This is a genomic window from Pseudidiomarina terrestris (assembly GCF_030466375.1).
Lineage (GTDB): Bacteria > Pseudomonadota > Gammaproteobacteria > Enterobacterales > Alteromonadaceae > Pseudidiomarina > Pseudidiomarina terrestris.
In genome coordinates this window covers 211,867-229,305 of sequence record NZ_JAGGJE010000002.1, presented here as the reverse complement: position 1 = coordinate 229,305, position 17,439 = coordinate 211,867, and the positions used below count along the sequence as shown (strand labels likewise).

13 protein-coding genes are annotated in these 17,439 nt (G+C 51.8%); 4 read left to right on the top strand and 9 right to left on the bottom strand.

Features of this window, described 5'->3' with window-relative positions; genetic code table 11:
- Nucleotides 1-14 precede the first annotated feature (14 nt).
- Entirely contained in the window at nucleotides 15-458 is a 444-nt protein-coding gene (locus J6J28_RS08420; RefSeq protein WP_301721066.1) for a CopD family protein, read from the bottom strand.
- A 257-nt stretch (nucleotides 459-715) separates the two neighbouring features.
- On the opposite strand from J6J28_RS08420, the gene J6J28_RS08415 reads away from it, so the two are divergent.
- The 4 genes from J6J28_RS08415 to egtD all read left to right on the top strand — a co-directional run bounded on the left by J6J28_RS08415 (nucleotide 716) and on the right by egtD (nucleotide 6,633).
- On the top strand, nucleotides 716-1,990 hold the full coding sequence (locus J6J28_RS08415; RefSeq protein ID WP_301721065.1) for a sensor domain-containing diguanylate cyclase: 1,275 nt from the start codon (nucleotides 716-718) through the stop codon (nucleotides 1,988-1,990).
- A 200-nt stretch (nucleotides 1,991-2,190) separates the two neighbouring features.
- Nucleotides 2,191-4,335, top strand: coding sequence for a catalase/peroxidase HPI (gene katG, locus J6J28_RS08410; RefSeq protein ID WP_418055176.1), 2,145 nt, complete (start codon nucleotides 2,191-2,193; stop codon nucleotides 4,333-4,335).
- A gap of 62 nt (nucleotides 4,336-4,397) precedes the next feature.
- Entirely contained in the window at nucleotides 4,398-5,669 is a 1,272-nt protein-coding gene (egtB, locus tag J6J28_RS08405; RefSeq protein ID WP_301721062.1) for an ergothioneine biosynthesis protein EgtB, read from the top strand.
- A 22-nt stretch (nucleotides 5,670-5,691) separates the two neighbouring features.
- Entirely contained in the window at nucleotides 5,692-6,633 is a 942-nt protein-coding gene (egtD, locus tag J6J28_RS08400) for an L-histidine N(alpha)-methyltransferase (RefSeq protein WP_301721061.1), read from the top strand.
- Nucleotide 6,634: 1 nt separating this feature from the next.
- Here the strand turns inward: egtD and J6J28_RS08395 are convergent, their stop codons facing one another.
- From J6J28_RS08395 to J6J28_RS08360, 8 genes are all read right to left on the bottom strand, one after another.
- The gene (locus J6J28_RS08395; protein WP_301721059.1) at nucleotides 6,635-8,389 is read right to left on the bottom strand and encodes a sensor domain-containing phosphodiesterase; all 1,755 of its coding nucleotides are present in this window, start codon (nucleotides 8,387-8,389) and stop codon (nucleotides 6,635-6,637) included.
- Between the two features lie 156 nt (nucleotides 8,390-8,545).
- Nucleotides 8,546-11,551, bottom strand: a complete 3,006-nt coding sequence (locus J6J28_RS08390; RefSeq protein ID WP_301721057.1) for a ligand-binding sensor domain-containing diguanylate cyclase — start codon at nucleotides 11,549-11,551, stop codon at nucleotides 8,546-8,548.
- Nucleotides 11,552-11,638: 87 nt separating this feature from the next.
- Complete coding sequence (locus J6J28_RS08385; protein ID WP_301721056.1) at nucleotides 11,639-12,739, bottom strand: DUF2891 domain-containing protein; 1,101 nt, start codon at nucleotides 12,737-12,739, stop codon at nucleotides 11,639-11,641.
- Between the two features lie 12 nt (nucleotides 12,740-12,751).
- Nucleotides 12,752-13,072, bottom strand: a complete 321-nt coding sequence (locus J6J28_RS08380; protein ID WP_301721055.1) for an antibiotic biosynthesis monooxygenase family protein — start codon at nucleotides 13,070-13,072, stop codon at nucleotides 12,752-12,754.
- A gap of 37 nt (nucleotides 13,073-13,109) precedes the next feature.
- On the bottom strand, nucleotides 13,110-14,663 hold the full coding sequence (locus tag J6J28_RS08375) for a phospholipase D family protein (RefSeq protein WP_301721053.1): 1,554 nt from the start codon (nucleotides 14,661-14,663) through the stop codon (nucleotides 13,110-13,112).
- A gap of 155 nt (nucleotides 14,664-14,818) precedes the next feature.
- Entirely contained in the window at nucleotides 14,819-16,411 is a 1,593-nt protein-coding gene (locus J6J28_RS08370) for an ABC-F family ATPase (protein WP_301721052.1), read from the bottom strand.
- Between the two features lie 115 nt (nucleotides 16,412-16,526).
- Nucleotides 16,527-16,724, bottom strand: coding sequence for a hypothetical protein (locus J6J28_RS08365; protein ID WP_301721051.1), 198 nt, complete (start codon nucleotides 16,722-16,724; stop codon nucleotides 16,527-16,529).
- A 94-nt stretch (nucleotides 16,725-16,818) separates the two neighbouring features.
- On the bottom strand, nucleotides 16,819-17,409 hold the full coding sequence (locus J6J28_RS08360) for a hypothetical protein (protein WP_301721050.1): 591 nt from the start codon (nucleotides 17,407-17,409) through the stop codon (nucleotides 16,819-16,821).
- Between the last annotated feature and the right edge of the window lie 30 nt (nucleotides 17,410-17,439).

Sequence of the window (17,439 nt, the reverse complement as noted above, 5' to 3'; positions counted from 1 at the left end):
TTTTGCTATGCTCTTTATGTCCACGGCATCATCTCCGACAGTTGCGGCTTGGCTAACGCCAACCAGATAACAGTCGTCATTAACAGCATTAGCACTACAGAAGCCAGTGCGCTCATAAGCCGTAAGTGCTTATATTGCTTACGCTCGGCCCGACGAATTAAAACCCACAGCAATACATGAATCAGCGCCACACTACTGACCAGTGTCAGCTTCGCGATGAACCAGAATTCGCTGGTTTGATTGAACAGGAAAGCCATGGCGCCCGAGACGATAGCAACCAGCGCCGCCGGGGTGGCTATATAGGTAAAGACGAAACGTGCGGCCGAATCATGACTGCCAGAGCTGCTCTCAAACTCATCGTCTGCTCTACTCGCTCCGGCCAGCATCACAGGAATATATAAAATTCCTGCCCCCCACATTAATAAAGCGATGATATGAAGTAATAAGAGCCATATCACGTGTTAGCACTCCCTTCGCGCTGGCGTTGTCCCCAAACTTTAAACGATTCGACTTTTTAATTTTTTTTCATACAAAACAGTACTTAGCTTTGCAGGCAAAACCTATTTTTGCAAGTTGACACCTTGGTGCTAAGCTGACTCTCCTTGCCCCCTGCAGGCGTCTCACATCGGACGAAAAATGAAGGCTCCACATATAGTTATCCATTCAGACGAGCGCGTGATAAAGTTAATCCTTTCAAGCTTAGGGAGTGCAATAGATGGATTCTCAGGTAAATCAAGAATTGTTCGAGCTTGCCGTAGAGCAGGCCTACGATTCTGTTTTGATCACCACCGCAGAGCTTGATCTTCCCGGTCCCCAAATTATTTACGCCAACGATGCTTTTTGTAAAAAGACCGGCTACAGCCGGGAAGAGCTGATCGGCAAAACTCCCCGCATTCTGCAAGGCCCGCTAACGGATCGCGGCGTTCTGCAGCGGCTTCGGCAGAATCTGGAAAACGGCACCAGGTTTGAAGATTCAACGGTGAACTACCGTAAAGATGGCTCGACCTATGTGGTTCATTGGAGCATTAGCCCAATGCGCGACAACGAGGGCAAAATTACTCATTTTGTCTCGGTGCAACGAGATGTGACGCAGACAGTGCAGCTGGAACACTTTAACCAACGCTTATTGGAGCATCTGGCTGAGGGAGTTATTGGCATCAATCACGAAGGTCAATGTACGTTCGTAAATCCGTCCGCGATAAGGATCCTCGGTTTTCCTGATGAAGACACACTCATTGGCCGTTGCAGTCACGACGTCATTCACCATTCCCATGCTGATGGCAGCGCGTACCCTAAATCTGAATGTCCGATCCATCAAATGCTGCACGACGGCGTAGCACCCGAACCCTGGCGTGACTATTTCTGGTCCTATTCTGACAAACCTGTCCCCGTCGAAGTCTCTGCCACGCCCATGCGCTACAGTAGTGACCCGGTGTTTGGTGGGGTTTTTATCTTCCGTGATATTTCCGAACAATTGGAGCTTGAGCAGCAACTGCATAAAGCCGCAAGTCACGATCAGTTAACAGGCACTTATAACCGCCGCTTCGGCGACCATGTGCTGGGCAAAGAGTATGCCCGAGTAGAGCGGGAGGAAAGCCAGGTCGCGGTGATTCTCGCTGACATTGATCACTTCAAAGACATTAATGACACATTTGGCCACCTGGTTGGCGATCAGATTCTAAAGCAATTCACCGAAGTCCTGCAGTCGCGCTTACGTGCTATGGATTCCCTGATACGCTGGGGCGGCGAGGAATTTTTAATCGTGCTGCCCGATACCGATCTCAAAGGTGCACAGACACTTGCTGAAGATCTCTGTCAGGCGATTGAAAAAAACCATTTCGAGGCCGATGTTGACCGGCTAACAGCTTCATTTGGCGTGAGTTTATTGCGCGCAGCGGGTTCTATCGAAGCCTCCATTAAACAAGCCGATCAGGCACTTTATGCAGCCAAACAAAGTGGTCGTAACTGCGTTATTGCTGAATCGTCATAATGCCTTTTTTTCACTTTGGACGTGCCGGCTTCCTCTTTGCAACCATGGGATTGGATACCGAGTTGATCTCTGGCTATAGTTAGACTCGTATAGTCTGTTAGTAGACAGACAACTCGATTTTTAAAGTCCAAGTCAAGGAGGTACATGTGTCTGACCAGGAGCCAAAACGACAAGAGTGGGGTGCGCGCACCACGCCCCGTTTGCAAGGCAACGAACATTGGTGGCCCGACCAACTCAATCTAAATATTTTGCATCAAAAACATCCCGACTCCAGCCCTTTTGGTCCTGATTTCAGCTACGCCGACGCTTTCGCAGAAATAGACGTCGACCAACTCAGTGCCGATGTCGATGCCTTAATGACCGACTCCCAGGACTGGTGGCCGGCCGACTGGGGCCACTACGGTCCTTTCTTTATTCGCATGTCCTGGCACGCCGCAGGTACCTATCGCTCCGTAGACGGCCGCGGTGGCGGCGGCACTGGGGCACAACGTTTTGCCCCCCTCAACAGCTGGCCTGACAATGGCAATCTCGACAAAGCAAGGCGCTTACTCTGGCCGATCAAACAAAAATACGGTGAGAAAATCTCCTGGGCCGACTTGATGGTTTTCGCCGGTAACCGCGCTTTGGAAACCATGGGCTTTCGTACCTTTGGTTTCGGCTTCGGTCGCGCTGATATCTGGGCGCCGGAAGACGATATTTACTGGGGACCCGAGACCGAGTGGCTGGCGACCCAAGACGAGCGCTACACCGGCAGTTTCGAAGACGGTAACCGAGTTCTCGATAACCCTCTCGCAGCGGTTCAGATGGGCCTGATTTACGTGAACCCAGAAGGTCCTAACGGTGTCCCTGACGCGCTGAAATCCGCTCAGGATGTGCGTGAAACATTTGCTCGTATGGGTATGAATGATCGCGAAACCGTCGCACTTACCGTTGGGGGTCATACTTTCGGCAAAATGCATGGCCGCGGCAAAGAAGAGATGGTAGGTGAAGCTCCCGAAGCCGCCAAGATCCATCAGCAAGGTTTTGGCTGGGCCAACAAGAATGAAACTGGTCTGGGAGAATACACTGTCACCTCAGGCCTTGAAGGCGCATGGACACCGACGCCAACCAAGTGGGATAACTCCTACCTGGAGACCATTTTTGCGCACCAGTGGGAAGTGAAGAAATCACCCGCCGGCGCCAATCAGTGGGAACCTGTTGAAGTGAAAGAGGGTTACTGGGTGCCCGATGCTCATGTTGAAGGCCGCAAAAATCCACCTGTCATGACCACCGCTGATATGGCCATGATCACTGACCCTGACTATCTCGAAATTTCAAAAGAGTTTCATGCCAATCCTGATGTACTCGCCGATGAGTTTGCCCGCGCCTGGTACAAGCTACTCCATCGTGACATGGGTCCACGCGACCGCTACCTCGGCTCGCAGGTTCCTGACGAAGTTCTGATCTGGCAGGACCCTGTTCCTGAACATGAGGGGCCGCTGGTGAACGATGAGCAGATCGCAAGCCTGAAGCAGAACATTGCCGACTCGGGTCTTACCGCGAAGGAACTGGTAACCACTGCCTGGGCGTCAGCCTGCACCTATCGTCAGACCGACCATCGTGGTGGTGCGAATGGCGCGCGCATCCGACTTGCGCCGCAGGTCAGCTGGGACATTAATAAGCAATCCGGTGTCACCGATGTCATCGACCGTCTGGAGCAACTAAAAGACGCCAGTGATGCCAATATTTCGCTGGCAGACATGATTGTGCTCGGCGGTAGTGTGGGAGTCGAAATGGCTGCCAAGGCCGCTGGACACAGTATTGAGGTGCCCTTTACCCCGGGTCGCACCGATGCCAGTCAGGATATGACCGAGGTCGATACGCATGCGTACCTGGAGCCTCGCCATGATGCGTTCCGCAATTACTTGCAGAAGCAAGCAAGCTCAATCCCCGCCGAACACCTGATGGTTGATCGGGCATTTTTGCTCAATCTCAGCGTTCCGCAGATGACCGCACTGCTCGGCGGTATGCGCGCCATCGGCGCCAATGCCGGTGACAATCAGGACGGCATTCTTACCGATCGCGAGGGTCAACTGAGCAACGATTTCTTTGTGAACCTGGTCGACATGGGTACCGTCTGGGAGCCGATCGATGATAATGAAGAACGCTTTGAAGGTCGGATCCGTGCCAGCGGCGAAGCAAAGTGGACGGCGACACGGGTTGATCTCATTTATGGTTCAAACTCACAGTTGCGCGCCATCGCCGAAGAGTTTGCTGCGCATGGCGGCGAGCAGAAAATGCTGGATCACTTCGTCAAAGGCTGGGTAAAGGTCATGGAGAATGACCGCTTCGACCTGCATCGTTAATTGGTGCACAAGAAAATTATGCAGACTTAGCGAATCCACTTGCAGTACAGGAGGTTTAGCCGATGCCAAATGTTGCAGCATCCTTTGCTTCGGACGGCGCGCCCGATGAGGCAATTTTGGCGCAGTACGAGCGTGTCCGTGCGCAAAGTATGGGCCTGATCAAGGGACTCAGTGCAGAAGACATGATGTTGCAGTCTATGCCCGACGCGAGCCCGACCAAATGGCATCTTGCGCATACCTCCTGGTTTTTTGAAACCTTCTTACTGCAGCCCCACCTGACTGGCTATCAGTCCTTTGACGATGCCTATCAGTATTTATTTAATTCCTACTATGACACGGTCGGCGAGCGCCATCCGCGGCCTCAACGTGGTTTGCTGTCGCGCCCGTCATTAGAGGAGGTCATCGCTTATCGGCATCATGTCGATGAGGCCATGCAGCAGTTACTTCAAACAACCGATGCCGAGATTGAGTCCGCTGTGACCATTGGCTTGCACCATGAAATGCAGCATCAGGAACTGCTGCAAACTGACATTAAACATGCGTTATCGCTGAATCCCTACGCGTTACCCACGTCCAATACTACTCGTGCGCCTTCGCGAACCCCGGACAGTGCTGACTTCGTTGAGTTTGAAGGCGGTTTGTCCTGGCTGGGCACTAACGCAGAGTCGAGTTTTGCCTACGATTGCGAACAGCCCCGCCACCAGGTGTTTGTCCCTGATTTCAGCCTTTGTGAACGGCTGGTGACCAATGCCGAATGGCTGGAGTTCATGGCCGACAATGGCTATCAACGGCCCAAGCTCTGGCTCTCCGATGGCTGGGCAACTGCGCAACAAGAGAACTGGCAAGCCCCATTGTACTGGCACCGGCAGGATAGCCAGTGGTGGACCATAGCCGGACAGCAACGACGCCCATTGGATCCGAACGCACCGGTCTGTCATATTAGCTATTATGAAGCCGACGCATTTGCGCGCTGGCGTGGTTGCCGCTTACCCACCGAGTTCGAATGGGAACATGCCGCCCGTGCTATGGATTTAAAGGGGCATTTTTTAGAATCCGGCCATTCACTACCCCAGCCACCGACTAGCGAAGCTAAGGGTCTTAAGCAAATGTTTGGCGATGCCTGGGAGTGGACGCAAAGTCCGTTTACTCCCTATCCAGGCTTCAAGACGCCGGAGGGCGCGCTGGCTGAATACAATGGCAAGTTTATGGCCAATCAGTGGGTCCTGCGGGGCGGTTCATGCGCCACCGCAGCGCAGCAGATGCGGCTGACCTACAGAAACTTCTTCTATGCGCATCAGCGCTGGCAGTTTACCAGCCTGCGTTTAGCAAAATAACAACAAAGAGCCAGGATAAGTTATGGACCACGTGTTTTTACAGGATGTTTTGGCGGGCTTACGACTGCCGCAAAAAGCGCTGCCGCCTAAATACTTTTATGACCAGCAAGGGTCAGCTTATTTTGATCAAATTTGTCAGCTCGATGAATATTATCCCTACCGTACCGAGCTGGGCTTATTGCCAGAAGTGGCGCGCGAACTAAAGCACTATTTTGAGCGTGCCTCAGTGAGCAGTCTTCAACTGGTCGAATTCGGCGCCGGCTCGCTGCATAAAGTTAAGCCCGTGCTGGAAGAGCTCAGCATGGTAGACGAATTTGTTGCGCTGGATATTTCCGGAGAGCATTTAAAAGAAGCCTCATCGGATCTAGCTGAGGCTTTTCCACAGCTGACCATCAAGGTTGTACAGGGTGACTTTACCCAACCGATGCAGATGGAGCTGTCATCCGCGACACCCATGGGGTTTTTCCCGGGTTCGACCATCGGTAATTTCGAACCAGAGGAAGCCGTTGAGTTTCTGCGCAACGCGGGGACAACCCTCGGTGAAGAAAGCTATCTACTGCTCGGTGTAGATACCAAAAAAGATCGCGCCATCCTTGAGCCTGCCTACAATGACAGTAAAGGCGTAACAGCGCTGTTCAACAAAAATATTTTAACCCGTATCAACCGTGAACTTGATGGCAATTTCGATTTAGATCAGTTTGAGCATACTGCCATTTATAATCAGCAGCTTGGCCGTATTGAAATGCATTTACGCAGCCTCACCAAGCAGGAAGTCTCCATCGCTGGCGAGCGATTTCAGTTTGCCGAAGGCGAAACTATTCATACAGAGAACTCCTATAAATACCATCCGGAAGAATTCGAACGGCTGGCCAGCCGCGCAGGCTGGTCGCCTGAGTCTGTCTGGCTCGCTGCGGACGGTATCTTCGCAATTATGTTGCTACGTCGCTCAGCTGCAGGGCGTTGATTTAGGCGAGGGTTCCATGATGCCAGCGTCCAAAGTCGTCGGCCGACATAGGCTTGGCAAAGAAATAGCCCTGTACTTCGTCACATCCGAGTGATTTCAGAAACTCATGGGCAGCTTCAGTCTCCACGCCTTCAGCAACCACGCGATAACCGAGATCCCGGGTCATGGCCACCATGGCCCTGACCAGTGCCTGGTTCCGAGGTTTGCTCTCAATCTCATCGACGAAGCTGCGGTCAATTTTCACCACCCGCGCTGGAATCGTCTGCAAGTACGACAAACTACTATATCCCGTACCAAAGTCGTCAATAGCCAATGAAAGACCACTGTCGGCGATACACTGTAACTGCTGACTGGCCTTATGATTATTGTTCATTAAACTGCTCTCGGTCAGCTCCAGCTCAATCGCTGAACGCTCCAGCCCGGCGTCATTCAGGTAGGTCAACAGGCGTTCACAAAAGCTATCTTCTTCCAGGTTGGCCGCTGCAATATTGATCGAGAGCTGCAGAGTATGGCCTTCGTTATGCCAGTGCTGCGCCTGTTGGATGGCATTGCGTAAGACCCAGTCGGTAAGTTCTTTTGCCAGAGGCGTCTTTTCAATCAAAGGCACAAACTCTGCGGGCCCAATATTACCGAGCGTAGGATGCTGCCAGCGCAGCAATGCTTCTGCGCCGACACATTTCCCCGAGGCATTATCCAGCCGCGGTTGATACACCAGATAAAGTTCATTCGGCGCTTTTAGCGCATCAGCAAAGTTCGCGATCAACCCGAACCGCCGTTGATGCGACTGATCCGATTCTTCATTGTACCAACCGACAGCAACTTCCTCGCTACGCGCGTCACGCGAAGCGCTGTGCGCTATTCGCAAAATATTACCTGGCGGATTCACGCCCACCTGAAATGGCGCCACACCTATCACCGGGCGCAACATAAAGGGAGAAGCGTCATTTAAACGAATCGCCAACAGTGTCTCATAAAGGTCATTCGCCTGCTGCGCAATGTGCTGTTTTGAACCGCTGTCAACAAACGCAAACTGACCGGGGCCAATATGATAGATGCGCGCTTTGGCGCCCAGCATTTCTTGTAGGACTTCACTACCAGCAATGGACAAGTTTTCAAGATAAGACGGCCCCATTACCCGTTGCAATGCGCTTGCTTCACTTAAGTCAATGAGCTCTACACTCATAGCGTAATAAGTTTGCTTTGGATTGTCCCGTGCCAGATCTTCCAGATCTTCGACAAACTGCAGATAGTTAGGTAAACCCGTGCCCGAGTCCACTCGCCCAACCGCGTGCTGCAGCTCAATCTGCGACATCACCATTTTTGACAAATCGTGCAGAGCGCTAAGCTCTTGCTCTGTGACGTCGCGCGGCTCGGTGCCGAGCACACACATCGCACCCAGCGAAAAGCCATCACGGGTCATTAATGGAGCACCGGCATAAAAGCGGATACCGGAATCCGCCAAAACGCTGTCTTTGTAGAAGTCCGACTCAAGTAAGTCATTCACGACGACTACATCTGCAGTATCTGCAACTTCGCCGCAGCAGGCTTTTTCCCGGGGGATCTCCCAGTGCTCAACGCCCACTCGTGACTTGAACCACTGCCGGTCTTCATCGGTAAGTGATACAGCGGCAATAGGCAGATCAAAAATCTGGCTCGCCATGCGGGTAATACGATCGAAACTTTCGTTCGTGGGTGTGTCCAATAAGTCCAGACCACGTAACCGTTTCAAGCGCTCTTTTTCATACTCAGTTGTCATAATTCGCCATCCCTCAGCTGACTAACCAGACTAAAAGTATAGTCAATCCATCGCTGAATGCTATTTCAGATAGTGCGCATCATAGTCATAACTGGCTTCGACTCAACTGATAAAAAACGAACACCCTAAATTGTTTTACCGATTAGAATGGCCAGTTCATGAACCGCTCAGCACAGCATCAACTTGCGCTGCCACGACCTGATTACGGCCATCCGCTTTGCCTTGGTAAAGCGCAGCATCGGCCTGCTTAAGGCAATCAACGAGTGTCGCCGCAACATCATCGGTTGCGGTCACGCCGAAGGTGGCAGTGACTTGCACATGATGTCCTTCTGCAGCTGTCACCAGACTCGCAATGCCCTCGCGCAGGGCTTCACAGACGCCAGTCGCACTGGTTAAATCCGTATTGGGTAGCATCACGATGAATTCCTCTCCGCCCCAACGTCCGGCAATGTCCTGTTTTCGCAACCTTTCACCAAGTACTCCGGCTATTTGCTTAAGTACCTGATCGCCGACATCGTGACCGAGCTGGTCATTCACTTGTTTGAAATGATCGACGTCCAGCAACACCAGCGCCAGCGGCTGCTGGAGACGCCGGAAGCGCTCGCTGAAGCCGCGGCGGTTCAGCAAGCCTGTCAAGGGATCCGTCTCGGACTGGGTCCGCAGCTGCGCATTAGCTAGCTCCAGTTCACGGGTACGCGCCTGAACTTCGTCATCCAGCCTCTTGTTCGCAGCTTCAAGAGCACGAAAACGCAGCCGCAGCAGCACATACAGACTTAATGCCAGTAGTGCCAGTGCCAGCCCTATCGCCCATGAAGTTTGCCACCAGGGCTTTAATACCCGGATTTTTAATTCTGCTGGCAGCCCGGAGACAATACCTTGGCTATTACGCCCTTCTATTTGCAGCACATAATCCCCTGGCGCTAAGCTAGCGAACGAAATTTCGCGGCTCAAGCTCCATTCGCTCCACTCATCACTTGCACCAAGTAAGCGGAAACGCCCGCTATTACGCGCAGTATCGTGAAAATCCATCACACTGTAGTGCACCGTAAAACTTCGGTCTTCTGGTGCCAGAGTCATTGCATAGTTGCTAAAACCCAGCAGGGATGTACTGTCCTGACCACTTATCATAAGTTTTGTCAGTGCAACCTGTGGCGGTTGTGTATTCAGGGTCAACTCCGCAGGTGTGTAGCTAAAAGCACCTTGCACCGAGCCCACCGTCATTTCGCCCGCTGGACTTTGGCTTACAGCCTGGCGCAGCATCGCCTCGGAGGGTAAACCATCGTTGAGGCCAAAGTTAATGATGCTATCCGCCGCTTCATCATATCGGGCAAAGCCAAGGCTGGTAAGCAACCAGGTGTAACCCTGTTGATCACTATAAATGCCGACCACGCGATCCGATGGCAATCCATCAGCCATACTGATCAGGGTACGACTGCGATCAGCCAGATTGATGCGCCAGGCACCTTCACTGCTGCACAACCATAGTGTTGCCGGTGGTTCTGCATAGGCGCATAGATAATCATCGCCGCCATTTTCTTTTATCTTATAGGACTGCCACTGCTGGCTATCTGGCGAGCGCTGAAATACACCCGAGTAGCGGGTCACCATAAATTGCCCGTACTGGGGCAAATGCACCAGGTCATAGACTTGATTACCGCGCAGTCCCTGTAACTCACGAAATTGCCATTCTGCTTGTTGCTGCACCGGATTATAGGTCGCAATCCCCTGTCCCCAAAAGCCGAGCAGCAGTTGGTTTTGGTCGGTTTCAAGAATAGCATTGACGGCCTGATCACTGAGTTCGAGCTGGTCGTGGATATGCGTCACCCGTCTCAGTTGTTCGGGTTTGTCTACATGCGTCCGGTATAAGCGGGTATTGGTCGCCACCCAGAGGTTGCCATGGGAATCTGAGTAGATGGTTTCGACTTGGTTCACAGACTCGTCGTCAGGGAAGGATAATAAACGCCAGTTCTGGCTCTGCGCATCGCGATGTGCGACTCCAGCAGTTGTACCGAGCCATAGGTCATTGTTGGCGCTGTAATGAACAGCATAGGTTGCACGCTGCTCTGCCAATCCGAGCTGGCTGAGGTGAGCAGCACTGAGCGTCTCTGTAAAGTCCTGACGATCGCGGCGGCCAACAAAAATACCCTGGTCGCGCGCGCCTACCCACATATCACTGACACTATCGAAAGCAATCGCGCGCACGTCTACGCCCTTGAGTTTACCCCACTCCTGATCAAGCCTGACGTACTCTCTGCGTTGCCGGTCAATCAAATGCAGACCATCGGACCCTCCGGACCAGAAGGTATTGGCGTCCGTTGCAAATGGATCCTGGGCCAGCACATTAGAGCGAACCTGCCCTAGATTTTCGTAACCTTGTGGATAACGAACAGGAACGAACTCTTCGTGCTGTTGATCAAAGAAGAACACTCCGAAATCGGTGCCAACCCAGACTTCACTATCGAAAACCGCCAAGGTACGGATTTCATTTCGACGATTCGGCCCCTGTTCAGCCGGATTGAGCAGATAGTGCTGCCACTCCTTCAAATCAGGGGTTAAACGGTACAAGCCCTGAGAGGTGGCCACCCATAGATAATCACTCGACTCTGTCAGCCACCAGATACGTTCTGTGCGCAAGGGATGCCCTGCCGGCAACCCACGCGTTTGCCACTTTGCTTTGTCGGTCATTACCAGGTAGCTGAGCCCATTCAGGGTGCCGACCCAGAGCCGTTCTTTTGCATCGTAATAAAGGGTCTGCACCCGATCGTCGCGCAGCGAGGAGGGATCCTCCGGACGGAGTGAAAAACTCCCGGCGGCGCTCGCAGCAACATGCCAGTTGGCGAGACCATGGCCCCATGTCGCCGCCCATAAAGTATCGTCTGGGGTGATGAGCAGGGATGAATAGCTGACACGTTCACCGCTGGGAATGAGTTGCGACGACCAGGACACATAATCGTAGCCATCGTAACGCAGGACGCCATCGGTATCTGATGCGAACCAGAGGAAATCATTGGCGCCACGATAGATAGCGTAAACAGAGGATTGACGACCGCCGAGTTGCTCTGAGAGTCGGTGGAACTCGTCAAATTCGCTGGCTTGCGCTGTGGTCAGCAGCGATAGCCAGCTTAACGCCGTCAGGAAAAGTGTATAAATCGATGTTCGCATTCTGTCCCGCCGGCATCTGACAAACTAACGTCAAAACAATCAAAAAAGATGCCGTATTGTGACTAATTTATAACACTTTTCCCACCCTTATTTCGAGTCTTTCCGATGCTGCGCCTGATTCAGTGCCTGAATCGCAAAGCTTCCCAGCCAGTGCCCGCCTTCATAACTGTCGCCAATCAGGTTCGGGTACGAATAGGCAAAATGCGCATCTGCTACGTCTCGTAAATGACTGTATTGCGGGTATTCATTGGCAAGTGCATACAGGTTCCACGCCCGACTAAAATTCAGACCGTCCAGATGAACCAGTTTGCCGTCGGTACGGTCACTGACGCGTCCAACCTCGAGACTGTAATCCTCATCAGCAAGTTGTGGCATAAAATCAGCCAGCCATGGCAGAAACTCTTCTTTGCTCAGCACACGTTGCATCAGCCCAATCTCTTCCAGGCAAGGTGAGATGAAATCATAACCACTTGGCTCCCAACTTATCGGGCAATTTTTGTCGTCAATAAAGTAGGTTTTGGCGCGCTGTCTGATGAGCTCCTGCAGATCCGTCAAATTCTGGTTTACCGCATAGTCATAAGCAAAGCTTAAGCCAAAGGCTGTATTGCTGTGCTCCCCCACCCGGACCGGGTACAGCAGTTGTGGTAAAAAGCTCTGATAGCGGTCAACAATGACATCTGCCAGTGGCTGCAGGTTTTTCGCAAGCTCCTGGCCCAGTGGATCCTGCCAGGCGTGTAACTCGTCAGATAATTTCAGTAACCATGCCCAACCGTAGGTACGCTCAAACGATTTGTGGATCTCTTTACTAAAAAACTCCGCTTCATGCGCTACATTTTCCGCGGTTAAATTACGCTTCAGAATGGCCCGGGCTTCATCTGCATGCTCCATGTCCGGAAACTGTCGTAACAAGGTGACTAATGACCAGTAGCCGTGGACTGCACTATGCCAGTCAAAACAACCATAAAACACTGGATGATGCTCTCTTGGCTCCTTTACATCCTCTGCACCGCCCAAAACAAAGCCGGTTTTATAAGGGTAAGGGGTTTCAACACAATGCAGCGGTAGTGCTACCAACTTATCGGCTTCTGCCTGCGTGAGTCGGTGAGTGGTATCAGTGGCGGCCTGAGCCTGGCCAAACCAGCCGCACGAAAGGAGGATGGCGGTGCTGAACACGGCGTATTTATTCATAGTTTTAGCCCTTTATTTATCAGGTTCAGGTGGCATCACCACCCAGTCAGGATCGGCGAACTCACCAATGGGACGAATCTCGCAGAAGTCCGCCGCACTGCGGATAATTTCTGCGACTTCCGGATTATCTTTCGACTCCATGCTATCGCGAGCGGCTTTACTATCCCAGCTTGCAATAGCGATAAGCACCTTGGGATCATCAAGTTTGCGGTGCAGTTCGGTGCCCCTGGCTCCTGGCGCCCGCTGGATAATCTCGCTGGCGCGAACCCAGGCCTGCGCATAATCCTCTGCGCTATGCTCGCCTTTAATGTGTACTTCAAAAATATACTTCATTATCCCTCCTCAAACGAGCAGTGACGCGACCAGCACTTCATAAAAAGTAATCAATTGGGAGCAGTGACATGAACCAGACATAGCTGCGCCGGCACCAGCTGGTTTCGGGGTCCTTGTTATAGGTCAGCACTTGCTCCTGCTGGTGCTCAATCCAGACCAGATCGCCCTGCTCGTCAAGTGTCAGCCGATAGGCCCGTTTACGCACCCTTGAGTCAAACAGCTGGCCTAAATCTCGCGCCAGTTCAGGGCTTTCAATCATAAAACCCAGTTCGGTATTAAGGTTCGCCGAACGCGGATCAAAGTTAAACGAGCCAATAAACAGCTTCTGACCGTCAATTGCCACTGCTTTGGCGTGCAAACTGGATCCTGGTGATAGGCTAAAGCTGCCGGCCGGCTCCTGCTCCTCATCAAGTTGCGCATCCGTTGGACGTAACTCGTAAAGCTTGATACCCGCCTCGAGTAATTCTTGCCGCCATTTACCATAACCCGCGTAAACAATGGCTAGATCTGTCGCCGCCAGTGAGTTGGTCAGGATGCTTATATCAACATCCCGCGCCGCCAATGTCTTCAGAATTTCAACTCCGGAAGCGGTGGGAATTAAGTAGGGTGTCACCAGATAAAGACTTTGTTGTGCTTCGCTAATGGCCTGTTCCAGCTGCGGATAGAGTTGCGCACTGTCACGCGCCTTTCCAAGTCCTTTGCGCGGGTCATCACTTAGCATGCGCGTCGAGGCCCAGGTCAACTGCAGCTCGTTTTTTACTAACTTTTCGAGAAAACGAGACTCAGTTGCGGCCGCTTTATACTTACCTGCATGCTCATTGTTGCTGCGGCTACGAACGATAGCCGAAACGGGCTCTGAGCCTGCCAAAGGATCATCCGGCGTATAGATTAAGTCGATGGGGTAAACGGACTTACTATTCCAGTAAGCATCGAACTCCTGCTGCACATCGTCAACCACTGGACCAATGGCCAGCACATCCAGGTCGGAAAAAATAAATTCGTCGGTGGCACCAAAATAGGCATCGGCAATATTTCGGCCACCGGTAATGGTGACACTGCTGTCGACGGTAAATGTTTTACCATGCATGCGCCGGTTTGCACGGTCGAGATCAGTAATAAAGCCAAACCATTTCTGCGAGCGCATCACAAAGGGGTTAAACAACCGTACTTCGATATTGGCATGCTGATGCAGTCGGCTAAGTTGCGCATCCATACCTGTTGTTTCAAAGTCGTCCAATAGCAAGCGTACCCGGACACCGCGATCAGCAGCCTTCACCAGCTCATTCGTCAGCAGGCTTCCGGTATTATCGAAACGCCAGATATAGTACTGCAAATCAATAGATTGCTCAGCTCCTTGCACGAGCTGGATGCGCGAGGCGAAAGCTTGCTGGGAATCGGCGAGAATGTGAACCCCGGACTGGCCCGGGTGCTGAGCAGTTTGTTCAGCAACTGCGCTTCCTAATGTGGTTGCCTTGGTGATTGAGGTGGGAAGGGCGTAGCTTTCTTCGATACTCGCGCGCGGTGGCAGTTGGCATGCCGTCAAGAATAACGTGGCCATTACTGACAGCACTATGCGCAGTCGTTTTTCCATTGTCATCCCTTGCAACGTCTTGACTAGCTTAGAAAGTTTACTCTTTCTAGTATAGACCCATTACGCTGAGATAAAACCGTGTCCAACAATGGCATAAATGATCTGCGCACGCTGCCAGAGTCATCCGACCGTGCAGCGCGGTCAGATGCTACTGGTCAGGACTGCATCTGCTGCCGCAGATAGTCGTCGTAGCTACCTGAAAAGTCGCGCATACCTTTATCGGTTAACTCGATAATACGGGAGGCCAGTGAAGAGACAAATTCGCGGTCGTGACTGACAAACAGCAGGGTTCCGTCGTAATGTTCCAACGCCAGGTTCAAGGCCTCAATGGATTCCATGTCCAGGTGGTTGGTTGGCTCATCCATGATCAGGACGTTGGGCCGCTGCATGATGAGTTTGCCAAAAATCATCCGGCCTTTTTCACCACCTGACAAAATGGTGACAGGCTTTTTGATGTCGTCCTGGGAAAACAGCATGCGTCCAAGCACGCCGCGGATGGCCTGCTCGTCATGGTGTGGCTGTTTCCACTGGCTCATCCAGTCAAACACGCTGATCTTGTCTTTGAACCAGTCCGCGTGATCCTGCGCGTAATAACCAATAGTGACGTTTTCCGACCACTTAATCAGTCCATCTTCAGGTGTGTGCTGTCCAACCAGCGACTTCAACAATGTCGTTTTACCGATACCGTTGGCACCAAGAATCGCAACTTTTTCGCCGACTTCGATCATTGCACTGACGTTCTTTAACACGTGTAAGTCATCAAACGACTTGTTCACGTTTTCCAGTTCCAGGGCTAAGCGGTAGAGCTTCTTCTCTTGTTCGAAGCGAATGAAAGGGCTGACCCGACTCGACGCTTTGACTTCGGCCAATTGAATTTTTTCGATTTGCTTGGCGCGTGACGTTGCCTGTTTTGCCTTAGAGGCATTCGCAGAGAAGCGGCTGACAAACTGCTGCAGCTCGGCAATTTTCTCTTTCTTGCGGGCATTGTCGTTCAATAGCTGCTCACGCGCCTGAGTTGCGGCAAACATGTACTGGTCGTAGTTGCCAGGATAAACACGTAGTTCGCCATAATCGATATCTGCCATGTGCGTGCAAACGCTATTTAAAAAGTGACGATCGTGCGAAATGATGATCATGGTCGCCTGACGTTCATTCAACACCGTTTCCAGCCAGCGTATGGTATTAATATCGAGGTTGTTGGTCGGCTCATCGAGCAGCATAATGTCAGGCTCAGAAAACAATACCTGCGCCAGCAGCACCCTTAATTTCAGACCCGGAGCGATGTCGCTCATCAAACCGTAATGCGCTTCCAGTGGTATCCCGACGCCTAACAACAGTTCTCCGGCACGTGATTCTGCGGTGTAGCCATCCATCTCAGCGAATGCCACTTCGAGGTCAGCCACGCGCATGCCATCTTCTTCACTCATCTCCGCTAAGCCATAAATGCGATCACGCTCAGCTTTGACCTGCCAAAGTTCCTCGTGACCCATAATGACCGTATCAACCACGCTGTATTGCTCGTAGGCAAACTGATCCTGGCGCAGCTTCCCCACACGCATGTTTGGCTCAATCGAGATATTTCCCGCAGAAGGTTCCTGCTCACCGCTCAGAATGCGCATGAATGTTGATTTACCGCAGCCATTTGCGCCGATCAAACCGTACCGGTTGCCGTCGCCAAATTTAACAGAGATATTTTCGAAAAGAGGTTTTGCACCAAATTGCATGGTGATGTTTGCAGCAGAAATCACGATTACGCACCCGACTAAAAAATAGGCGCGTAATCTACGTGTTTTAGCGGTAAATTACAAAGGAAGTTTGCAGTAATTGACAGTTTGAGTAAGGTTCCTGTCAATTACCAAAGCGTTAGCGGTCGTCTTGTCCACGTTGTTCTGGAGCAATCTGCTTGTCTTTCTGCGAGTGATTGCCGTGCGTCGAATCTGGCCGACTGTGATCTTCGCGACTTTGATTCTCTTTATCCTGCTCCGATTGCAGTTTCCGCTTTTCTTCTTCCGTCAGATCCTGCTCGTTCTTTTTAACTTTAGGATTCATTGGCCCAGTCATAAAGCCTCCTTAATCATTAAAATGTAAGTGCGTTTTGATCTTGTTTTCATGACTCAGTATAGCAAAGGATTGCCAATTCCTTAAGCCGAAGCCGCTAACGAGGTGCGAACAGCCGCTTAAAAATAAAGTGCGAGGGCGTATATATAAGAAGGATAAAGCCCGCCAACAGCAGGGTGAGATAAAGAAGTGGCGGCAAATCCGTACGCTGCTCACCCAGCCCATACACCCAGTTGATGTTGTCCTCCGGCTCGGTCAGCAGGTAACTTAGAGGAACAACGACGAGCGCGATCAGAATCTGTAATGGATAAGCCCGTTTATCATAACCCAGCTTGATCAGCATAAAGATAAGCACAGGCGGCAGTGCCAGATGAAAAATCCCCGATAATACTCGCACCGGCCAGGAGGTTTCGCCGCTAAACATGTAGAGCGCGACTTGTGTCAGCTGGCCGGCAGCAAGAAAGTCGGCCGTCCAGGATAACTCCAGTAACAACACCGCCACGGCCATCGTGCTGGCCAGCAAACGATTTTCCCACCACAGAGCGGGTACCAGCACAATCAGGGCAATATCCGAGAACCAAAGAAAATTCGTAGGCCCCAGCGTATGCCAGTAAACCGGTACGATGATGGCCACCATGATCGTATAAGCCACTTTTAGCCAAAGCGGAATTAGCTGTTGCGTGCGCATAGCGTCGCTCCCTGCAGGCGTCGTTTATTT